General features: G+C 69.3%; 15 protein-coding genes, 1 tRNA gene and 3 pseudogenes. 6 read left to right on the top strand and 13 right to left on the bottom strand.

Annotation, left to right across the window (positions count from 1 at the left end; all coding sequences use genetic code 11):
• Positions 1 to 101: 101 nt before the first annotated feature.
• The 4 genes and pseudogenes from ACQEUR_RS08110 to ACQEUR_RS08095 all read right to left on the bottom strand — a co-directional run.
• Positions 102 to 1,673 (bottom strand): annotated as a pseudogene (locus ACQEUR_RS08110) (adenylate/guanylate cyclase domain-containing protein); the annotation flags it as partial.
• Positions 1,670 to 2,545 (bottom strand): MBL fold metallo-hydrolase, encoded by an 876-nt coding sequence (locus ACQEUR_RS08105; protein ID WP_433027685.1) that lies wholly within the window; start codon positions 2,543 to 2,545, stop codon positions 1,670 to 1,672. The gene ACQEUR_RS08105 and the pseudogene ACQEUR_RS08110, both read right to left, overlap by 4 nt.
• A gap of 55 nt (positions 2,546 to 2,600) precedes the next feature.
• Positions 2,601 to 3,062 (bottom strand): RidA family protein, encoded by a 462-nt coding sequence (locus ACQEUR_RS08100; protein WP_433027682.1) that lies wholly within the window; start codon positions 3,060 to 3,062, stop codon positions 2,601 to 2,603.
• Positions 3,059 to 3,214: a hypothetical protein gene (locus tag ACQEUR_RS08095; RefSeq protein WP_433027680.1), complete on the bottom strand. Its 156-nt coding sequence runs from the start codon at positions 3,212 to 3,214 to the stop codon at positions 3,059 to 3,061. Before ACQEUR_RS08095 ends, ACQEUR_RS08100 begins: the two co-directional genes overlap by 4 nt.
• 289 nt (positions 3,215 to 3,503) lie before the next feature.
• Between ACQEUR_RS08095 and ACQEUR_RS08090 the strand changes: the two genes are divergently transcribed.
• The 3 genes from ACQEUR_RS08090 to ACQEUR_RS08080 all read left to right on the top strand — a co-directional run bounded on the left by ACQEUR_RS08090 (position 3,504) and on the right by ACQEUR_RS08080 (position 7,054).
• On the top strand, positions 3,504 to 4,673 hold the full coding sequence (locus ACQEUR_RS08090; protein WP_433027677.1) for an Rv0361 family membrane protein: 1,170 nt from the start codon (positions 3,504 to 3,506) through the stop codon (positions 4,671 to 4,673).
• A gap of 128 nt (positions 4,674 to 4,801) precedes the next feature.
• Positions 4,802 to 5,734, top strand: a complete 933-nt coding sequence (locus tag ACQEUR_RS08085) for an ArsA-related P-loop ATPase (RefSeq protein WP_433027807.1) — start codon at positions 4,802 to 4,804, stop codon at positions 5,732 to 5,734.
• A gap of 171 nt (positions 5,735 to 5,905) precedes the next feature.
• On the top strand, positions 5,906 to 7,054 hold the full coding sequence (locus ACQEUR_RS08080) for an ArsA family ATPase (protein ID WP_433027674.1): 1,149 nt from the start codon (positions 5,906 to 5,908) through the stop codon (positions 7,052 to 7,054).
• On the opposite strand, the gene ACQEUR_RS08075 is transcribed toward ACQEUR_RS08080, so the two are convergent.
• On the bottom strand, positions 7,041 to 7,337 hold the full coding sequence (locus ACQEUR_RS08075; protein WP_192766482.1) for a WhiB family transcriptional regulator: 297 nt from the start codon (positions 7,335 to 7,337) through the stop codon (positions 7,041 to 7,043). The genes ACQEUR_RS08080 and ACQEUR_RS08075 overlap by 14 nt on opposite strands.
• Positions 7,338 to 7,744: 407 nt before the next feature.
• Here ACQEUR_RS08075 and ACQEUR_RS08070 point away from each other — a divergent pair, with 407 nt between their 5' ends.
• The gene (locus ACQEUR_RS08070) at positions 7,745 to 10,177 is read left to right on the top strand and encodes a transglycosylase domain-containing protein (RefSeq protein ID WP_433027804.1); all 2,433 of its coding nucleotides are present in this window, start codon (positions 7,745 to 7,747) and stop codon (positions 10,175 to 10,177) included.
• 91 nt (positions 10,178 to 10,268) lie between these two features.
• Here ACQEUR_RS08070 and ACQEUR_RS08065 read toward each other — a convergent pair whose 3' ends face one another.
• Positions 10,269 to 10,727 carry a GatB/YqeY domain-containing protein gene (locus tag ACQEUR_RS08065; RefSeq protein ID WP_433027670.1) on the bottom strand — a complete coding sequence of 153 codons (459 nt, stop codon included), beginning with the start codon at positions 10,725 to 10,727 and terminating at the stop codon, positions 10,269 to 10,271.
• Positions 10,728 to 10,752: 25 nt separating this feature from the next.
• Here ACQEUR_RS08065 and ACQEUR_RS08060 point away from each other — a divergent pair, with 25 nt between their 5' ends.
• Both ACQEUR_RS08060 and ACQEUR_RS08055 read left to right on the top strand, forming a co-directional pair.
• A complete protein-coding gene (locus ACQEUR_RS08060; RefSeq protein ID WP_433027667.1) occupies positions 10,753 to 11,646 on the top strand; it encodes a metallophosphoesterase in 894 nt (297 codons plus the stop codon).
• Between the two features lie 98 nt (positions 11,647 to 11,744).
• A tRNA-Pro gene (locus tag ACQEUR_RS08055) sits at positions 11,745 to 11,821 on the top strand.
• Between the two features lie 252 nt (positions 11,822 to 12,073).
• On the opposite strand, the pseudogene ACQEUR_RS08050 reads toward ACQEUR_RS08055, so the two are convergent.
• The 7 genes and pseudogenes from ACQEUR_RS08050 to ACQEUR_RS08020 all read right to left on the bottom strand — a co-directional run.
• Positions 12,074 to 12,535: pseudogene (locus tag ACQEUR_RS08050) on the bottom strand (LacI family DNA-binding transcriptional regulator); the annotation flags it as partial.
• A 162-nt stretch (positions 12,536 to 12,697) separates the two neighbouring features.
• Positions 12,698 to 13,259, bottom strand: a pseudogene (locus tag ACQEUR_RS08045) (DUF3987 domain-containing protein); the annotation flags it as partial.
• Between the two features lie 72 nt (positions 13,260 to 13,331).
• Entirely contained in the window at positions 13,332 to 13,865 is a 534-nt protein-coding gene (locus ACQEUR_RS08040; RefSeq protein ID WP_433027664.1) for a hypothetical protein, read from the bottom strand.
• On the bottom strand, positions 13,852 to 15,375 hold the full coding sequence (locus ACQEUR_RS08035) for an RNA-directed DNA polymerase (protein ID WP_433027661.1): 1,524 nt from the start codon (positions 15,373 to 15,375) through the stop codon (positions 13,852 to 13,854). Before ACQEUR_RS08035 ends, ACQEUR_RS08040 begins: the two co-directional genes overlap by 14 nt.
• 281 nt (positions 15,376 to 15,656) lie before the next feature.
• The gene (gene fxsT / locus ACQEUR_RS08030) at positions 15,657 to 18,227 is read right to left on the bottom strand and encodes an FxSxx-COOH system tetratricopeptide repeat protein (RefSeq protein WP_433027658.1); all 2,571 of its coding nucleotides are present in this window, start codon (positions 18,225 to 18,227) and stop codon (positions 15,657 to 15,659) included.
• 253 nt (positions 18,228 to 18,480) lie between these two features.
• Positions 18,481 to 19,491 carry a cellulase family glycosylhydrolase gene (locus tag ACQEUR_RS08025; protein ID WP_433027655.1) on the bottom strand — a complete coding sequence of 337 codons (1,011 nt, stop codon included), beginning with the start codon at positions 19,489 to 19,491 and terminating at the stop codon, positions 18,481 to 18,483.
• Between the two features lie 319 nt (positions 19,492 to 19,810).
• A complete protein-coding gene (locus ACQEUR_RS08020; protein WP_433027652.1) occupies positions 19,811 to 20,368 on the bottom strand; it encodes a hypothetical protein in 558 nt (185 codons plus the stop codon).
• Between the last annotated feature and the right edge of the window lie 25 nt (positions 20,369 to 20,393).

Genomic DNA, 20,393 nt, shown 5'->3' with positions numbered 1-20,393 from the left:
GCGGTGGCGATCACGGCCGCCGCCCCGGTCGGCGTCCTCTTCCCGGCCGCCGCGCCGGGCCCGGTGATCGGCCCGGTCCCGCTCGGCCGGCCCGGTGCCGGGGTCAGCGCCCCGCGCTCCATCAGCAGGGTGACCAGCTCGGCGAGGTAGAACGGGTTGCCCTGCGCGGTGGCGAGCAACCGGTCGATGTCGGCCTGCGGCAGCCGGCCCCCACCGAGGTACGTGGTGAGCAGCCGGGCGGCGTCGGCACCGCGCAGCGGCGGTAGGGCGTGCACCTCGGCGTCGGCCAGCCGGGTCAGCGCCCCCGCCGTGCGGACCAGCTCGGGGCGGCCGAGCAGGAGCACGAGCACCGGCCCGGCCAGTCGGGACAGCGTCACCCCGAGCGCGTCCGTGGTCTCCGGGGTCGCGTCGTGCAGGTCGTCGACGATGACGGTCAGCGGTGTCTCGACGGCGAGCGCGCTGAGCAGCTCGGCGACGGCCACCGGGATCGCGTCGGCGTCCGGGCTCTGCCCCGCCGCCGGCCACTCCGCCGCCCCGGTCGGCACGGTGCCGTGCGCGGCCGGCAGGTCGGCGTAACCGAGCAGGGCCAGCAGCAGGTCGGTGGCGACCGGCGGCGGGTCGGGGCGGAGCCGGGCGAGTCGCTGGCCGAGCCGGCGCAGCCGCTCCTCCACGACCGGTCGGGTCACCGCGGTGGCCGGACCGTCGGGCAGGCCCACCGCCGCGCGGACCAGGTCGGCGAGCGGGGCGAGCCGGCGCCGCTCCCCGAACGCCGCACACTTCACCGAGAGCACCCGGGCGCCGGTGTGGGTCGCGTACCGGCCGGCGCTGACGTCGTAACCGGCGGCCAGCCGCTCGACCTCGGCGGCGAACCGGGACTTGCCGATGCCCGCCTCGGCCGTCATCAGCAGCACCCGGGACTGCCCCTGGTCGATGACCTCGGCGAGCCGGCCGGCGACCCGCCCGATCTCGGTCTCCCGCCCGACGAACGGCGCCTCGTCGCCGAGCCCCGACCGGGTGCCCGGGGCATCCAGCAGGCCCAGCAGCTCGTACGCCTCGACCGGCTCGCGCTTGCCCTTCAGCCGCAGCGGACGCAGTTGCCGCCAGGAGGCGACCCGGCGGGTCTCCGCGGCCGTCCGGGCACCGGCGTAGACGGCGCCGATCGCGGCGGCGTCGGCGAGCCGGGCGGCGGTGTTGACGGTGTCGCCGATGACCGTGTATTCGATCGCGGCCTGGATGCCGGCGACCACGTCACCGGTGTTGAGCCCGACCCGCAGCCCGAGCGGGGCACCGCCCCCGCGTTCGTCGTCGAGGACCCGGCGTACGGCGCGCTGCATCGACAGCGCCGCCCGGACCGCGCGCTCGGCGTCGTCCTCGTGCGCCACCGGGGCGCCGAAGACCGCCATGATCCCGTCGCCGGTCAGCTTGTCGACGTGCCCGCCGAAGGTCTTCACCGCGCCGGCCAGGGCCGCCAGCACCCGGTCGGTGACCACGCTGACCCGTTCCGGGTCCAGGTCCTCCGACCAGGAGGTGAAATCGGACAGGTCGCCGAAGAGCACCGTAACCACCCGGCGCTCCGCCTCCGGCAGGGTCGCGGCGGCGGGCAGCGCGACGCCACAGTTGTGGCAGAACCGCGCGCCGGGTACGGCAACGGTTCCACACACCGGGCAGGTCACGCGAGGTCCAACCCACCGGCCCCCGGGCCGGATTCCCGGTTCTCCGGATCAGGTCCCCCCGGGCCGGGTTTCCGTGCCTCGGGCTCGGGTGGTCGGGACCCGGCCCGCCGGGGTGTGTGGTCGTCGAGGTAGGCGAGTTGGGCCCGGACCGACCACTCGGCGGCGGGCCAGAGCGAGCGGTCGACATCGGCGTAGACCCGCTGGACCACCGCCGCCGCCGTGGTGGCGCCGTCCGCCACCGCCTGGCGTACCTGGTCCAGCCGGGCCCGCCGGTGGGCCAGGTAGAACCGGGCCGCCACGGCGCAGTCGGCCAGCGCCGGGCCGTGCCCGGGCAGCGCCGGGATCCCCTCGTACCCGGCCAGCGCCGCCAGGCTGTCGAGGTAGTCGCCGAGGTCGCCGTCGGGGTACGCCACCACGGTGGTGCCCCGGCCGAGGATCGTGTCCCCGGTGCAGACGGCCCGCTCGCCGGCCGCCTCCACGAGGAAGCAGACGGAGTCGGCGGTGTGCCCCGGGGTGTCCAGCCGGCGCAGCCGCAGGCCGGCGGCGTCGACGGCCGCGACCCCGGGCTCGGCGAGCAGCCGGGGCGCTCCGCTCAGCTCCAGGAACCGCGCCAGCCCCTCGGCATGGTCGGGGTGCCCGTGGGTGAGCAGCACACCGGCGACCGGGCCGAGCGCGACCACGGCCGCCAGATGGCCCTCGTCGAGCGGGCCGGGGTCGACCACGACCACACCGCCGGCTCCCGGCACCCCCAGCACCCAGGTGTTGGTGCCGTCCAGGGTCATCGGCCCCGGGTTGGGGGCACGGCACAGCGCCGCCCAGCTCGGCAGCTGGTCGGCAAGCGCCGCCGCCGGTGCGGTCACGTGCCCGGTCATGGCTGCGATGGTACGACCCGGAGACGACAACCCCGCGTCGCCGGTGTGCCGGCGGTCAGGCGACCTCGACGATGACCTCGACCTCGACCGGGGCACCGAGCGGCAGCTCGGCGACCCCGACCGCGCTGCGGGCGTGCCGCCCGGCCTCACCGAAGACGGTCCCGAAGAGCTCGGAGGCGCCGTTGACCACGCCCGGCTGGCCGGTGAAGCCCTCCGCCGACGCGACGAAACCGGTCACCTTGACGATCTTGACGACGGTCTCCAGGCCCACCAGCGCGTCGATCGCGGCCAGCGCGTTCAGCGCGCACTGCTCGGCCAGGTCCTTCGCCTGCTCGGCGGAGACCCCGGCGCCCACCTTGCCGGTGGCCAGCAGCTTGCCGTCGGCGAGGGGCAACTGGCCGGAGACGTACACGTGGCGGCCCGACTGCACCGCCGGGACGTACGCGGCCAGTGGCGGAACCACCTCGGGCAGGGCGAGACCCAGCTCGGCGAGCTTCGCGTGCGGTCCGGTGGTCACGGCTTGACCCGCTTGAGGTACGCGACGAGCTGCTCCGGGTTGGGGCCGGGCACCACGGCGACCAGCTCCCAGCCGTCCTCACCCCAGTTGTCGAGGATCTGCTTGGTCGCGTGCACCAGCAGCGGCACCGTCGCGTACTCCCACTTCTGCATTGCTAGAGGTCCCCCTCGGTCTCGGGCTTTCGGCCCCGACAGCCTACGGGCTGCCGCCGCCGGCAACGGTGACGCGGTCTCGGCTCGTCCAACCACGAGAAGTTACCCTCGCCCGGGACGGGCGGTATGCTCTTCCGCCACACCGGTCCCAGTACGCCACGGCGTCATCCTTGCGCCCGTCGCCCACACCAGCCCGCCCGACGACCAGCCGCCTCCCGCGACCCGCCGCCCCGCTGAACCGGCCCGGCGCCGGTGGCGTCCGGAGGCCCCACCCGGGGGACAGGACACCATGACCCAATCCGACGGCGCCAAGGCCACCCCGCCGCAGACCGGGCAGGAACCCGCCGAGGGGCGGGCTGAGCAACCGCCGGCCCACGCGGACCGCCCGGAGCCGGCGCCGGACCAGACGCCGGACGAGGAGACGCCGCGCGACCCGGAACCGGAGGACGCGACGTCGGCCGGACCGGACGCGGACGCCACCCGGGCACTCACCCCCGACCCGGACCCGCACCTCTCCCCGGCCGGTCCGACCGTCGCCCCCGGCCCGGATCCGGACCCGGACGCCACCCGGGCACTCGCTTCCGAGCCGGACCCGGACCCCACCCGGGCACTCGCTTCCGAGCCGGACCCGGACGCCACCCGGGCCGGCCAGACCCTCGCCCCCGACGCGGATCCGGACGCGACCCGGGCCGGCCAGACTCCCGCCCGCGATGCGGATCCGGACGCGACCTGGGCCGGCCAGACCTTCGCCCCCGACGCGGATCCGGACGCCACCCGGGCGGTTGCCCCCGACCCGGCGGCCACCCCGGCGATGGCCCACGAACCGCAGTGGGCCGGGGCGCCCCTGGCGACCGGGCCGGTCCTCGCGGAACCGATCGTGGCGGAGCCGCTCGGAGCCACACCGTCGGCCGGGCACCCCGGGCCCACCACCGGCGCTCCCCTTCCCGGCCCCGGGGGGCCGCCACCCGGCGCTCCCGGGCCGGCCGGCCACCCGCCCGCCGTCCCGCCGGCCACCCCGAGGCGGCGTACCCTCCTGATCACCTCGATCGCGCTGGCGGCGGCGCTGCTGCTCTGCGCCGTCGGCGGTGTGGCGGCGTTCCTGGTGCTCCGCAACGCCGAGGCGGGTGAGGGCGCCGCGGAGCCGACGACCGCGGTGGAGAGCTTCCTGCGGGCGGTCTACACCGAGAAGGACGCCGCCAAGGCGACCGGCCTGGTCTGCGCCGAGGCCCGCGACGAGCGCGCGATCGACGCGAAGATCGAGGAGCTGGCGGGCTACGCGACGACGTACGACACTCCCCGGTTCCGCTGGGACGAGCCGCGCATCGAGGACCAGGACGCGGAACGGGCCCTCGTCGCGGTAACCGTGACCATGACGACCGGTGACGAGCGGACCGTCGACCAGCGGTTGAGGTTCATCGTCGTGGAGCAGTCCGGCTGGCGGGTCTGCGACGTCACGTAGCCGCTGGGCGGCGTCGCGCCGTCCGGGGTGGCTAGGCTCGGAACGTGGGAACGGGTGAGGGGTCGGCGTACCAGGTACGGGCCGACCGGGCGGGGGCCGAACGAGCCAGTGCCGTCTGGCCGGCCCGGCTGCACGTGATCACCGGCAAGGGCGGCACCGGCAAGACCACGGTCGCCGCCGCGCTGGCGCTGGCCCTGGCCGTCGGCGGGCGGCGCACCCTGCTGGTGGAGGTGGAGAGCCGCCAGGGCATCGCCCAGCTCTTCGGCACCGACCCGTTGCCGTACGAGGAACGGCGGATCGCCACCGCCCGCGGCGGCGGGGAGGTACGCGCGCTGGCGGTCGACTCCGAGGAGGCGCTCCTCGAATACCTCGACATGTTCTACAAGCTCGGCGCGGCCGGGCGCGCGCTGCGCAAGCTCGGCGCGATCGACTTCGCCACCACCATCGCCCCCGGCCTGCGCGACGTACTGCTCACCGGCAAGGTGAAGGAGGCCACCACCCGTACCGCCGACCGGCGGCGGGTCTACGACGCGGTGGTGCTCGACGCCCCACCCACCGGGCGGATCGGCCGGTTCCTGAACGTCACCGCGGAGACCGCCCGGCTGGCCAAGGTGGGCCCGATCAAGACCCAGAGCGAGGGCGTGGCCGCGCTGCTGCGCTCGCCGATGACCGCCGTACACGTGGTCACGCTGCTGGAGGAGATGCCGGTCCAGGAGACCGTCGACGCGATCGCGGACCTGCACAAACTGGGGATCCCGGTCGGCCGGTTGATCCTGAACGCCACCCGGCCGGCGCTGCTGGCCGGTCGGGTGACCCAGGCCGAGCTGCGCCGGGGGCTGGCGGCGGCCGGGCTGCCGACCGACCGGACCACCGTCGCCGGCCTGCACGCGGAGGCGCTGGACCAGCTCATCCGGCGGGACCTGGAGGAGTCGCTGCGGGCCGACCTGGTCGAGCTGGGCCGTCCCCTGGTGGAGCTGCCGCTGCTGACCGAGGGCGTCGACCGGGCCGGCCTGGACGCGATCGCCGACACCCTGCTGGCCGCGGACGACCAACCAGCCTGAGCCGTACGCGGGCCCCAGGTGTTAGGAAGGGGCCCTTCCTATACAAAAAGCGATAATAAGGGGCCCTTCCTTTCACCCCTGTCGTCCTCGTTGGGGGGAACGGGGGCCGACTGACTCACACCTGCGCGCCACCACGCCGTCGACGCCGCGCGGTCCCGATACGCTCGTTTGGTGCGTGCCGATCAACCAGCAGCGGAGCTGGACATCGACCGGATCCTCGCCGATCCCGGCGTGAGGATCGTGGTCTGCTGTGGCGCGGGCGGGGTGGGCAAGACGACCACCGCTGCCGCGTTGGCGCTGCGGGCCGCGGAGCGGCACGGCCGCCGTACGGTGGTGCTGACCATCGACCCGGCCCGGCGGCTGGCCCAGTCGCTGGGCCTGACCGAGCTGGACAACACGCCGCGCCAGGTGAAGGGGATCGACGCCGAGGCCAGCGGCGGTGAGCTGCACGCCATGATGCTGGACATGAAGCGGACCTTCGACGACGTGGTGCTGGCGCACACCGACCCGGCGAAGGCGGCGGAGATCTTCGCCAACCCCTTCTACCAGGCGATGAGTTCGACCTTCGCCGGTACCCAGGAGTACATGGCGATGGAGAAGCTGGGCCAGCTGCACGCCCGGGGCGAGTGGGACCTGATCGTGGTCGACACCCCGCCGTCCCGTTCCGCGCTGGACTTCCTCGACGCACCGGCCCGGCTGTCCCGGTTTCTGGACGGCCGGATGCTGCGGCTGCTCCTCGCCCCGGCCCGCAGTGGCGGGCGGAGCATGTTCAGCCTGGTCACCGCCTCCTTCGGGATGTTCTCCCGGGTGGTGCAGAAGGTGCTCGGTGCCCAGTTGTTGACTGACCTGTCCGGTTTCGTGGCGGCGCTCGACTCCATGTTCGGCGGTTTCCGGCAGCGCGCCGAGCAGACCTACCGGGTGCTACAGGCCCAGGAGACGGCGTTCCTGCTGGTCGCGGTGCCGGAGCCGGACGCGGTGCGGGAGGCGGCGTACTTCGCCGGCCGGCTCGGCCAGGAGCGGATGCCGCTGGCGGGTCTGGTGCTCAACCGGGTGCACCGCACCGCGGTGGAGACGCCCACCGCCGAGGAGAGCCTGGCCGCCGCCGACCGCCTGGCGGGGTTGGGCGGCCACGAGGCGACCGTGGAGACGCTGCGGGCGCACGCCGCGCTGGCCCAGCAGGCGGCGCGGGAGCGGCGGGTGGCGAGGGTCTTCACCGACGCGTTCCCCGAGGTGCCGACGGTGGCGGTCACGGCACAGCCCGCCGACGTACACGACGTCGACGGGCTGCGCACGATAGGTACCGTGATCAGCCGGCGGTGACGAGGACCTTGTCCTTGTTCTTCATGGCGGCCTCGAACATCTTCCGCCAGCTCGCCACCTGCGGGTGACGCCGTAGCAGGGCCCGGCGTTCCCGCTCGGTCATGCCACCCCACACGCCGAACTCGATGCGGTTGTCGAGCGCGTCGGCCAGGCACTCGTACCGCACCGGGCAGCTGCGGCAGATCCGCTTCGCCACGTTCTGCTCGGCGCCTTGCACGAACAGCGCGTCAGGATCCCCGTTCTGACACGCCGCCAGTGTGGGCCAGTCTGTGATCATGCCCATCTGTTTCTGTCCCCCCTTGCAGTCCCGCTACCGACCAGAGCCGGTCAGCCGGCGATAACCCCCCGGCCACCCGTGACGCCCTCCCCCGGGCACCACGGACGACATGCGATTCTCTCGCTCGACCATCATGCTCTGTAGTCAACTGATTACGCAACGTTGTCAGGCAAATCCATCACCCCGGACAGTCCATGACGCTTCGTCCGACAATCTGGCCCTGACTACCCGGCAACGATCTGCGAAAACGCTGCGGAGACTCTTCGGAAGGAGGAGACTCGGCACCGGGAACCCGCAACCGTCTGCCAGGGGCCGTGCGTTTAACACAACGAGGCCAGCGCCCGCAGGAAATGGGGAAAGTACGCAGGGCGCGACCCCGGTGTTGATTCACGTACCCTGTCGAGGTGACCTGGATGCGGAAGCGTGACCACAATGTCTTCACGAACGCCGCGTCGCTGCTGATCTGTGGCCTGCTGGCCGGCGTGGTGGTGGCCGCGGCCGCCTTCCCCGCAGTGGCGATGTCCGGGCTGGCCGCGAAGGCCGGCGCGGAGACGTTCGACAAGCTGCCGAGCGAGCTGACCGTCAAGAAGGCGCCGCAGATCAGCTACCTGTACGCCTCGGACGGCAAGACGCCACTCGCCACAATGTACGACGAGAACCGGCGGGACGTGCCGCTCAAGGACATCGCCCCCATCATGCGGCAGGCCATCATCGCCGCCGAGGACCACCGGTTCTACGAGCACAACGGCGTGGACATGAACGGCGTGGCCCGCGCGTTCGTCGCCAACAACAGCGCCGGGGTCACCACCCAGGGCGCCTCGACGCTCACCATGCAGTACGTCCGGCTCGCGATCGCGTACTCGGCGACCCACCCGCAGGACGTGGTCGCGGCGACCGAGGACACCAGCGCCCGCAAGCTCCGCGAGATGCGGTACGCCCTCCAGATCGACGCGGACCTGTCCAAGGACGAGATCCTGGAGCGCTACCTCAACATCGCCCCCTTCGGCAACGGCGCGTACGGCGTCTTCGCCGCCAGCCAGGTCTACTTCGGCAAGGCCCCGAAGGACCTGAAGATCGAGGAAGCGGCGATGCTCGCCGGCATGGTCAAGGCGCCCTCGGCGTTCAACCCGACCACCCGCAGCGGCTACCCGGAGGCGGCCAAGCGCCGCAACTACGTCATCGACAACATGGTCGAGATCGGCGCGATCACCCCCGAGCAGGCCACCGCCGCCAAGGCGATCAAGCTGACGGTCAAGGACAAGCGGACCCCCAACGGCTGCGTGGCGACCCGGCAGAACGACTGGGGCTTCTTCTGCGACTTCTTCTACCGGTGGTGGATGGACCAGCAGACCTTCGGCGCCACCCAGTACGACCGGGAGCGGCGGCTCAAGAGCGGCGGCTACAGCATCGTCACCACCCTCGACGCGAAGACCCAGAGCGCGGCGAAGAAGGCGGTCGAGCGCAACGTCAAGACCGGCAAGAAGGAAGCCATGATGGTGGCGGCGGTCGAGCCCGGCACCGGCCGGGTCCGGGCGCTGGCGGTCAACCGCCACTACAAGCTCGACAACCCGGACAAGCCGGCGAACAAGCTGTCGACCAACCCGGCGAAGCGGAAGAAGGGCATCCGGGGCACGTACCCGAACACCACGAATCCGCTGCTCACCGGGGGTGGCGACATCACCGGCTACCAGGCCGGCTCCACCTTCAAGATCTTCACCGTGGTGGCGGCCCTGGAGAACGGCTACCCGCTGCAACACAGCATCGACGCCAAGCCGGTCTACCGGTCGGGGTACATCCTCGAGTACAACGCCCCCGCCGCCTGTCCGGGCACCAACAAGTACTGCCCGGGTAACGCCAGCGCGAGCATGGCCGGCCGGCACAACATGTGGAGCGCCTTCGGCGCCTCGGTCAACACCTACTTCGTACCGTTGCAGGAGCGGGTCGGTGCGGCCAAGGTGATCGACGCGGCAGAACGGATGGGCATCAAGTTCCGCGCCTCCAACGACGCCAAGTTCGCCAGCACCGAGCAGTCCGCCGACCAGTGGGGTGCGTTCACCCTCGGCGTCTCCCAGACCACCCCGCTCGACCTGGCCAACGCGTACGCCACGCTGGCGGCGGACGGGAAATACTGCGAGCCGATCCCGGTGCAGCAGATCCGCGACCAGGAGGGCAACAAGCTCGACATCGCCAACCCGCGGTGCCAGCAGCGGATCAAGACCGAGGTCGCGCGGGCCGCGGTGGACGCGGCCCGCTGCCCGGTCGGCGACCGGTCCAGCACCTCCCGCTGCAACGGCGCCACGGCCCGCAACGTCCGCGGTGACGTCGGCAAGCCGGTCGCCGGCAAGAGCGGCACCACCGACTCCGAGCGGAGCGCCTCGCTGGTCGTGATGACCAAGCAGCTCGCGGTCGCCGGCATCCTCGCCGACCCGGACTGGCCCGAGACCAACCAGAACATGGGGCACAACGAGCCCGGCGGCGTCAACCACGCGGTCTACCAGACGCTGCGGGACGCGATGAAGGGCAAACCCTCGATCCAGTTCACCCCGCCGACCGGCAAGATCCTCGAAGGGGACACCCGCTCGATCCCGGACGTGCGGTGCGAGACGATCGAGACCGCGCGGCAGCGACTCAAGGGCGCCGGCTTCGAGGTTCAGGTGGACAGCGTGCCGATCAACTCCAGCTGCCCGGCGAACCGGGTCGCCGGCACCAGCCCGGACGGCCGCACGATCAAGGGCGGCGACGTCATGATCCAGATCAGCAACGGCAGGGGTACGGGCGGCAACAACGCCCCCGGCCGGCCGAGCAGCCGGCCACCGGTCTCGGACCCACGACCCACGACCGGCTGAGCCGGGCGAGGACGCAGGGCAGGACGTGCGCCGGGCGGGTACCCACTTCGGGTGCCCGCCCGGTTCGTCGTACCGCCGGCAGCCGGCCCGGTTATCCGGCGCCGAGCTGTCGACGTACCTCCGCGGCGACCCGGCCCCCCTCGGCCCGGCCGTCCACCGCGGCCTGGGCCGCCTTCATCGCCGGGCCCATCTGGTTACGGCCGCCGAAGCCGCCGGCGTGCAGCGCCGAGGCGACCAGCTCGGCGAGATCGTCGTCGCTGAGCTGCTTGGGCAGGTACCGGTCCAGCACCTGGCCCTCGGCCCGCTCCCGCTGCGCCTGCTCGGCCCGGCCGGCGTCGGCGAAGGCCGTCGCCGCCTCCCGGCGCTTCTTCGCCTCCTTGGTGAGCACGGCCAGCACCTCGTCGTCGGAGAGCTCCCGCTTGGCGGTGCCGGCGACCTCGGCGGTCCCGATCGCCGCCAGCGCCATCCGCAGGGTCGACGTGGTCAGCTCGTCGCGTGCTTTGAGCGCGGTACGCATGTCGTTCGTGAGGAGGTCCTTCAAGGTGCTCATGAACGGTGAAACTACCCTGAGGTCCATGCGAAAGCGCACAGTATTGCGGCTGGCCACCGGCGCCGCCGTCATGGGCGGGACCGCCCTGGCGTACGGGTCGCTGGTCGAGCGGAACCTTTTCACCCTGCGCCGGTACGACGTACCGGTGCTCGCCACCGACGCGGAACCGCTGCGCATCCTGCACCTGTCGGACCTGCACATGATGCCGGACCAGCACCGTAAGCAGGCCTGGGTGGCCTCGCTGGCGGCGACCGACCCGGACCTGGTGGTGGTGACCGGGGACAACCTCGCGCACCCCGAGGCGGTGCCCGGCGCGCTGCGTGCCCTGCAACCGCTGCTCGACTTCCCCGGCGCGTTCGTCTTCGGCTCGAACGACTACCGGGGCCCGGTCTGGAAGAACCCGTTCCGCTACCTGCTCCCCGAGCGGGAGTACGTGCAGGGCGTGGACCTGCCGTTCGAGGAGCTGCGCGGGGTGCTGGTCGGGTCCGGCTGGGCCGACCTGAACAACGGCCGTACGTCGGTCAAGGCCGGCGGCCGGCTGATCGAGCTGGTCGGGGTAGACGACCCGCACATCGAACGTGACGACTACGCCTCGGTGGCCGGGCCGGTCACCGGGCAGGCCGACCTGGCGATCGGGCTGACCCACTCGCCGGAGCCCCGGGTGCTGGACGAGATGGCCGCCGACGGCTTCCAACTGCTGCTGGCCGGGCACACCCACGGCGGCCAGGTCTGCGTACCGCTCTACGGCGCGCTGGTGACCAACTGCGGGCTGCCCCGGTCGATGGCCAAGGGGCTGCACCGGTGGCCGGAATCGGACTCCTGGCTGCACGTTTCGGCCGGGCTCGGCACCCATCCGACCGCCCCGGTCCGGTTCGCCTGCCGGCCGGAGGCCTCGCTGCTGACCCTGATCCCGCGCTGAGCGGGGGCCGCCGGGCCCCGGCGGCAGGCCGGCGCGTACCGGCCGGGATACCGAATTTGCCCCTCCGGGCGGGTGGGCTACTATGGCTCAGCACGCCTCGGGGTGTGGCGCAGCTTGGTAGCGCGCTTCGTTCGGGACGAAGAGGTCGTCGGTTCGAATCCGGCCACCCCGACCAGAGTAAGTGCAGGTCAGGCCCGGTATCACTGCTAGTGATACCGGGCCTGATTCGTCTCCCGCGTCGCCTTGGGAGAAATCTGGGAGAAGATCTTGGAATTCGTCTCCCGGAGTCTTGGTGCCGGGCCTTCAAGAGGCGGTTCAGGACCGACACGGGAGAGCCGGTGGCCAGCTCCCGGCGGGCTGCTACGGCAGCCTTCCAAAGGCCGGTCAGATCCGCCCTGAGCCGCTGACGCATCTCCGGCGTGACATGCGAGTACCGCGCCCGCACCGATCCGTCCTCGTGCCCCATCCGCTCGTCCATCAGCTTGGGTGGCGTGCCCAGCTCGACCATGAGGGTCTTGTGGGTATGCCTCAGCCCGTGCGGCGTCAGCCTCGGGGCGATGGGCGTCCAACACGAGTCGGCGCGCTCCGAGGCGTTGCGGCCACGCACCGGCACGCCTGGCCACGGCTCGCCAAGGACCGGCACCGGCCGGGGCGGATGGGGAGCCTTCCTTGGGTACCAGCCGGTGGCGGCCGGGTGGAACAGCCACGTCGCGAACCCGGTCCGGCGCCAGTGTGCGGCAAGCTCCCCTGTCATACCGCCACGGACGTAGCCGAGATCCGTGATAGCGGTCGTGACCTTCGTTCCGGTCAGCTCGGCTACGGCTTCGGGACGGTTCAGGACGGTCGACACGGTGCCGGTTGACACCCCGGCACGGCGGGCAACGTCCACCAGCTTCGGCCCTGGCCGATGCGCCGCACCGTTCGCGGACCGGTGGCCTTGGAAGACGTACGTACGCCCGTGGCACCGACACGGCTTCGGCCGATTGTGGGCGATGTGACTCGACACCAGCGTGGCCAACCAGTCGGGAGCATCGATGGTGCGCCGTGAATCGTAGGTGGTGGCTACCTGCTCGGGTACCGGGTCGGCGCCGATCTTCCGTCGTCCGACGGTGTTCTATGGCAGGGAGAACAGGATGCGGGCCAGTAGTCCCTTACCTCGGAAACCAGGCATGTCGGCGATGTCGCGTAACACGTCGGGCTGTACGCCGAGGCCGAGGGTCAGCGCGGGTGTGCCACATGCTCGGCCGCGCGGCTACGGCGGTTGACTCGGAGCATGTCTCCGGCGTGCCCTTTCAGGAACACCTCGAGGTTGGGAGTGCCGGAGTAGCCGCCGGCTATGGTGGCGAAGATGCCGCCTTCTGGGGAGAGGACGGCTAGGCGTCCGCCCTGCTCGGCCAGCAAAGATGCCGCTGCTTCGCTCGTGACGTCGTCGGCGACGAGTTGAGGGATGACGGGGACTTTGAGGGCGTCGGCGTTCATCGCGGCGGCCGTGGCGTCAGCGAGCAGGGTGTCACGGCCGGACGCGTCGGCGTTGGCTGCGGCGTTCGCGGCCTTCTCCGCTGCCTTCCGGCGACGCGGACGGACAGCTCGGCTTCCACGATCTGCGGCCGGGTCCAACGTTGGGCTTACCCTGCACCCACCCCACAGACCTCCCCAGCTCAAGGCACCGCCCACCGACCTTTGGATTAACGGCCGAATGAGGTTTTTGTGGCTCCACCTTCCCCGTTAACATCTTCGGCGTACTCCAACACCCCGCACTGCATTTGCCTTTGTGATCGCTTGAAGAATCGGTCGGGTACAAGCTCGTTGGCTGAAACGATCGCAGCATACTCCGACCGCATATCGCGAACTAGAGTCTCTAGATTCTCGGCGTCGCGCTCCATGACAAGGGCAAGCTCTAAGCGGACCTTGTGTCGCAGTACCGTCAACTTCTTGGCTGAATCCTTGAGGGGATCGGCTCGCTTGTTGGCGCCGAGATAGGAGGCTGTAGCAACGATCGCGCTCGCGATAGCGCTTAACGCGCTCCATTGCTTTGGTTGGTTGAGTGAAACTAACAACGAGGCGATAGAGCTGACCACTGCCGGCCAGAACACAATGGCCTTTCCCCAGAAGTCGGCCGACTTGGCCGCATTGAAGTACGTTAGAGACGTGTAGTTGCAGTCTTCGTATAGGTTCTCAAACTCTCGCCTGAGCTGATCGTGTCCACTAGGCGCGGCCATATGGCCTTCTCTCTGCGATGGGGATCGGTATAGATGTGGGATTGGTTCTCAGGTAGTCGGCGGTTATTCGAAGCTCTGGAACGGATTTAGAGATCAGGTCTAGCATCTCCGGCTCACAGTTTTTAGCTTCATAGCAGGCGACAAGAAGCGCGCGTCGCACCTTGATGTCGCGTTCTTCTCTAAACTGCTTTTTCAGCAGAATCGAATCCGTCGGCTCGCCACGTAAGCCTAGGTACCTTGCAGCGAACTCGCGTACGAAACTTTGCGTATTCCTGTCCTTGATAAGCTGCCAGGCAGACTCTCTTGCCACCGGTTCTCTCACGCCGTGCTTTATTAGATATAGCAGTACGTTCTGTTGCGCAAATGGGTACTGTGAGAGCTTGCTGTTGAGTAGAAAGTCGGCCACAAGGCGCTCGTATTTTGCCTCCGCCTTATGAAAGGCGCCTAAGTATGCCAGTGCTTCGCGGCTCGCGTGCGGGACTGTTCCGATATTCTCAAGTGTCCATTCGACTGCATAGTTATCCTTCATGGACGCCAGTTTGGTGAGGCTGTACGTAAAGTTCCGCTTGTCTACGAACTCGCCGCCTACGGCACCTTCGAAGAATCTACGAATATCGTCCGTAACCTCGGCCTTGCCGGTTGCGATGCCGTAGTTAATCGCGTTCTTGTCGGCGTCGGACAACTCGTCCAAGATTCCGCCAGTTGGGATGACATGGGTCTTAGCGCTGGCGAGAACCAGTCGTCGACTCCGGAGGATCGACGTCAAATGCAGTAAAGCCTTTCTCAGTGATAGCCAATCCTCGCCGAAGATCAGCATGTCGTCTGAGTATCGGAAGTGCTTGAACCCCTCTTGCTTCAACGCAAGATCGACCGGAAGAAGGTAGAGATTAGCGAGGATTCCGGTTACGTCGAATCCTTGAGGTATGCCCCATACGTTGTTGAGAGCGTTGAATGCTTGTAAGAAAATTCTGAGGCTGTCCAGTGCCCACTTGGGAGGCGATAACTTTTCTAGCTCCTGTAACAGTAACGACACGTCGACGTTCTCGTAGAAGGCTGAAACGTCTGTGCGTGCAAGCATCAGCTTCGGATTCTTTCGATGGAATACCCGAGCCTCATCTAGCATCTTCATCCATCGACCAGTGGGCGCGTATAGCCTCTTGTCCCAATGTAGCCAACGGTGGCTAAATACCGCATCCGAGAGCCTGCTGTCGATCTCCTCTACGACCGCCAGGACGGATGCCTCGTACATAAGCCGGCTTTCGAGACTGACTCTTGCAAGTGGTCGTACTAAGAGCTCATTTTTTGGAAGATCGATGAGTTCGAGATCCGCTGGTTTCGTATCGCCCTCTAAAATCTTCTGTGCCAGCAGGAGGCGCTGCTGAGGCCAGGCCAGCCGCATGTCAGCAAATGCGATCGGATCTGGTAGATCAAGATCGCCCGTTGAAGCGCCGACATGAGACCATGCAAGATCGAGATGCGTTAGAATGCTGTCGGCGCCGCCCGGCTTCATGAATCGGCACTCTACAACTGCCGTCTGAGCGCTTCTGAGTCAGCCATCCTCAGGGGGCTCGGAACTCTGTTGATCCGCTTCCTGTTGCTCAAATAACAGAATAGAGGCGGATTCGTCCGGATATTGAGGTTGATCATCCCCGGTGGCCGGCCACCCCGCCTGACCACGCGGTACGGCACACGATCACACTCGACGCTACGGCCGATTCGAATCCGGCCACCCCGACCAGGCGAGAAGGGCACACCCATCGACGGATGTGCCCTTCAGCGCTTCCTGAACGACTACTCCTCGCGTTGCCGGCCGGTCGCCCGCACGCCTGTGGTGTTGCCGTGATCGTCGTCTAGGAGTCGGCGGCGGGCGAGGGTGTCCTCGTCGAGTTGGCGGGCCCGCTCGTGCTCACGCAGGGCGCGCAGGGTGATCGCGAGGTTGTGGGCTGAGGACAGGGTGTCGGGGTGGTCGTCGCCCAGGACCCGGCGGGAGCGGGTGAGGGTGTCCTCATGAAGTGCGCGGGCCCGGTCGTGCTCGCCCAGATTGCTCAGGTCGATGGCTAGGTTCTGGGCGGAGGCCAGGGTGTCGGGGTGGTCGACGCCTAGTACCCGGCGACGATGGTCAAGAGTCTCCTCGTGGAGTGCGCGGGCCCGGTCGTGCTCGCCCAGATTGCTCAGGTCGATGGCTAGGTTCTGGGCGGAGGCCAGGGTGTCGGGGTGGTCGACGCCTAGTACCCGGCGACGGTGGTCAAGGGTCTCCTCGGCCAGTGCGCGGGCCCGCTCGTACTCATCCAGATTGCTCAGGTCAATCGCGAGGTTGTGGGCTGAGGTCAGGGTGTGGGGGTGGTCATCGCCCAGGACCCGGCGGCGGCGGGTGAGGGTGTCCTCGTCGAGTTCCCGGGCCCGCTCGTGCTCACCCAGGTCGCGCAGGTCGATGGCGAGGTTGTTGGCTGCGCTCAGAGTGTTGGGATGGTCGTCGCCCAGGACCCGGCGGCGGCGGGTGAGGATGTCTTCGGTGAGTTCGTGGGCCTGCCGGTAGTGGCCGAGGAACCGGTATGCGGAGGCGAGTTGGTTGGCCGCCCACAAGACGTGGTGGTCGTCCGGGCCGAGGACTGCCCGCCACCGGCGGTGCCAGGTTTCGGCCAGGGGCAGGGCCGTCCGGTACTCGCCACGCATCAGCAGGTAGAACAGGGCGTTGCAGGCCGTCGATCGTGCTTTGGGCCCGACCGTGGTCGGGTCCAGGGCCAGCAGGTGAGGCAGCAGCGCCGCCCAGGCCGGCCAGGAAGCAGGATCAGTGCCGTCGTTGGTGGGCGTGACACTGACAATGAGGAGTTCGCTCCGCCGCCGGTCCGCTTCCCTACACTCGGGCGAGCATTGGTCGCGGAGAACGGCCTGGGTCAGACGGTGCAGCTGCACCGCGTCGTCGCTGATCCGGGCCAGACCGAATCCTGCCAGCCGGCCCAGGCTGCGACGAAACGCCAACCGTGCGCCGACCACCGCCGCCAACGGCTGATCGAACACGTCTGCGGCAGCGGCGGTATCGAACCAGGCCAAGAGGACAGGTTCCGGAGCCAGCTGGGCGCACAGGTGCAGCAACTGCACCGCCGCCGGATCCTCGCCCGCCAACCGGTTCGTCGACACCTGCACCGCAGCCGCCAACGGAACGGGATACCCCACCGGCTTACCAGCCGCCAACACCTCGGCCGCACCCGCGTCCAGCTCCGCCAGGTATTCCGGCACCGTCATCCCGGTCTCGGTCATCAACCCACCGGCCTGCGCCAACGCCAGCGGCAGATCTCCCAACGCCACCGCCAACCGATCAGCATCCCGCTCCGTCAACGTCGGCACATACTCCCTGAGCAGGGCCACCGACTCACCCCGATCGAACACATCCACCTCCACCGGCGCGGCGACACCGGCGAACCCCCTGCGGCGGGACGTGATGATCACATGACCGGTATCCGGCGGCAGCCACGACCCGAGCTCATCCGACGGCTCAGCGTTGTCGAACACGATCAACCAGCGGGACATGCCGCGTAACCGCCGCGACACGGCGTCCGCCGCGACAGCCGTCACCGTGCCAGCCTCGACCCAATCCGCCGCCACCGCCAACGCCGACACCTGCTCACCGATCAGATCGGCCCGCTCCGCGTCGATCCACCAGACCAGGTCGTAACCGCCGACGAACAGGTACGCGTACTCCACCGCCAACTGCGTCTTACCGACGCCACCCAGACCGTGCAGCGCCTGCACCAACGCCCGATCCCCACCCGTCAACCGCTGCCGCAACGCCGCCAGCAACGACTCCCGACCGGTGAACCCCGCCAGCCGACGCGGCACATTCCACACCGCCGGATAACTACCCGGCGGACGCGGACCACCGCCGCCAACACCGGACACCGCCGCACCGGGAAACGACGGCCGATCCGACGGGCGTACCGGCCCGCCGACCGCGGCCAACAACACCTCCCGAGCCCGCCGCTCATCCAGACCGAACAGATCCCCACACAGCAACGGCGACAAGATCGGCGGAGGCTTCACCTCGGCCACCCGCACCGGCACCAACCGACGTCGACCCTCGGCATCCGGACGCTCGGCCACCACCGCCGTCCACTCATCCACCGTGAACCGATCCCGCTCGAAGTACGCCGCCGAGTACAACACCAACACTCGACCCGCCCGACCCAGCGCATCGTTCATGTTCAACACCGTGTTACTGCCCGCGGCCCAATCCCACACGTCCAACTCAACCGAGTAGCCCGCCGCCTCCAACTCGAAGGCAGCCCACTCCGCCCACGGCCGATCCGGACCCGCGTAACTCACAAAAAGATCAACCCACCCGCGCTCCGCACCCGGCACATCCACGCAGCCCACAATGCCGCACCACCTCCACCCACACGACCGCCCGAAGAGACCGAGCCCACCACAATCGACCAGCAAGAACGGCGTCCTCCGTGGCCGGAGCCGGCCCCAATTCCCTATTTCGGGGCCCGAAGAGCCATTGCGGTACGGCTATCCGTACACGTGCCGGAGGGCAGTGTCGGCACGACGAAGCCCCCGGCACCGAGCACGAGGCTCGGCGCCGAGGGCGTCGACCAGGCTGTGGCGCGGAGCCGACCTACAGTCCCCAGCCGTACCGGACCCGGTCGCGGCCGGAGGCATTGCGGACAGCCAGGTTGAGATTGGTACCGCTGCCGCTGAGGGCGAACATCGAGTAGTGGTCGTAGCCGAGGCTTCCGGTGGGCTTCCCACCGAGGGCGGGCCAATACGTGCCGCCCATCTGGTTGTCCCGCATGACCTGGGTGACGGCGCGGATGTGCCGCACGAAGTTGTCGGTGCTGCCCGCGTCGCCATAGTTGAGGCCGGTGGACATCGGCGCGCCGTACTCGGTCACGACCGCGCGGGAGGCGCAGTTCCCGAGGCGGGTCTGGATGTGGCTCCGGAAGGCGTCGTACGTCATCGCGCTGTAGAAGAAGGCGTAGTGGTGGAAGGACAGGAGCGTTCCGCTGAAACGGCTGTCGTTGCAGACGTCCCGCAGGTCCTGGCTGTAGCCGGTGCCGCCGATGAGCACCCGGCCGGGCACCGCCGAGTAGTGGTAGCTGAGCCAGTTCGCCGCCACGTTGCGCCAGTCCGCCGAGCTGTAGCCGTGGGGCTCGTTCATCGGCTCGAAGTACACATTGGTGTTGGAGCCGTAGGTGCTGGTCACGCGGGACCACATCGTGTTCCACGCGGCGAGGTTGGTGATCCTGCCGCCGGAGGCGGCGCCGTCCTCCCAGTAGGCGAGGATGACCTTGAATCCGCGAGCGGTGGCCGCGTCGACGGCACCCCGGTAGCTGTCCCACCACGTCGTGCCGACGGTGTGGGTGTTGATCGGCAGCCGGACGGTGTTGACCCCGATGGCCGCCATGTCGTCGTAGAGGGCGTTGGCCTTGGCCCGCACGGTCGCGTTGCTGTCGGACTGGCTCAGGCCCTGGACGACGAGCGGGCCCGTACTGAAGTTGTCGCCCAGCACGGCCCAGTTCATGCCCCGGAACTGGTTGGTGGCGGCGTCGGCGGGCGCCGAGGTGGCGACGACGCCGGCCAGCGTACCGAGTGCGGTCACCGTGAGGGCGATCAGCAACCGGCGCAACGACCCAGCGCTCCGCGGTGGTCCTGATACGTAACCGTCAGCCGACATGCTCGCCGCGCTGAGAGACCCGTGCGGTCTTCCCGTCATGTTCTCGCCTCTCCTGAGCCTGGATCGAGGGCTGGGCCGCTGTGCCTGGTGCGCGGCGATCCTCGATCGGGACGCTCGACGGCGGCATCGATGAAGCCTTCGCCGCCAAGCGACTTAACATGTTCAACCCAATATGGTTAGCGGAATGAAACATGTCCATGAGTCGATCAGAGGCGGCCAGGAACGTTCAGACCCGAACACACCGACCCCGCGACGGGGTCAGGCGTCGGTATCACTCACGGGTCAGTCCCGGTGGCAGCGCGTCTTCGTCGGGTCGGACCCGGCGGGCGTTGGCCAGGGGGTCGCGCTGGAGGGTGTTGATCAGCGCTTCCGGGCCGCCCACGCAGGTCCAGGTGTCGTCCCAGAGCGCGGAGACCAGCCATGACCGATCGGCGGGGAAGAACAGGTCGGGTAGCGATCCGTAGCCGTGGCGCATATGACCGGTCCGCCAGGTGAGGGCCTGCTCGGGTCCGGCCTCCACCAGCACGTACGGCCAGTCCCAGTAGAGCGACACCCTGGGGGCGCGGGGAAAGACGATGTCGTGGGCGCCGGTTTCGAGGTAGGCCAGCCACCAGGGCTGGTCGGGAGTATGCGCGATGAGGTCATCGACCAGGGCGTGCTCGTAGGCGGCCGCGGTGACGTCGTCGGCCTGGTACGTGGTGGCGTAGGCGTCGAAGATCGGCGGGATGGCGGTGGTGATCGAGATGCCGGCAGTGGTGTGACCGGCGATCCACTCCACGTCGGCGGCGGCGCCGATCCGCCAACTCCGCCCGTCCCTGCTGACCTCCACCCCGCTATTCAAGCCGCTCCCGTGA

The sequence above is a fragment of the Plantactinospora sp. CA-290183 genome (assembly GCF_050936375.1).
Classification (GTDB): Bacteria; Actinomycetota; Actinomycetes; order Mycobacteriales; family Micromonosporaceae; genus Plantactinospora.
The sequence above is the reverse complement of the archived record's forward strand: the minus strand, read 5'-3'. Positions and strand labels throughout refer to the sequence as shown.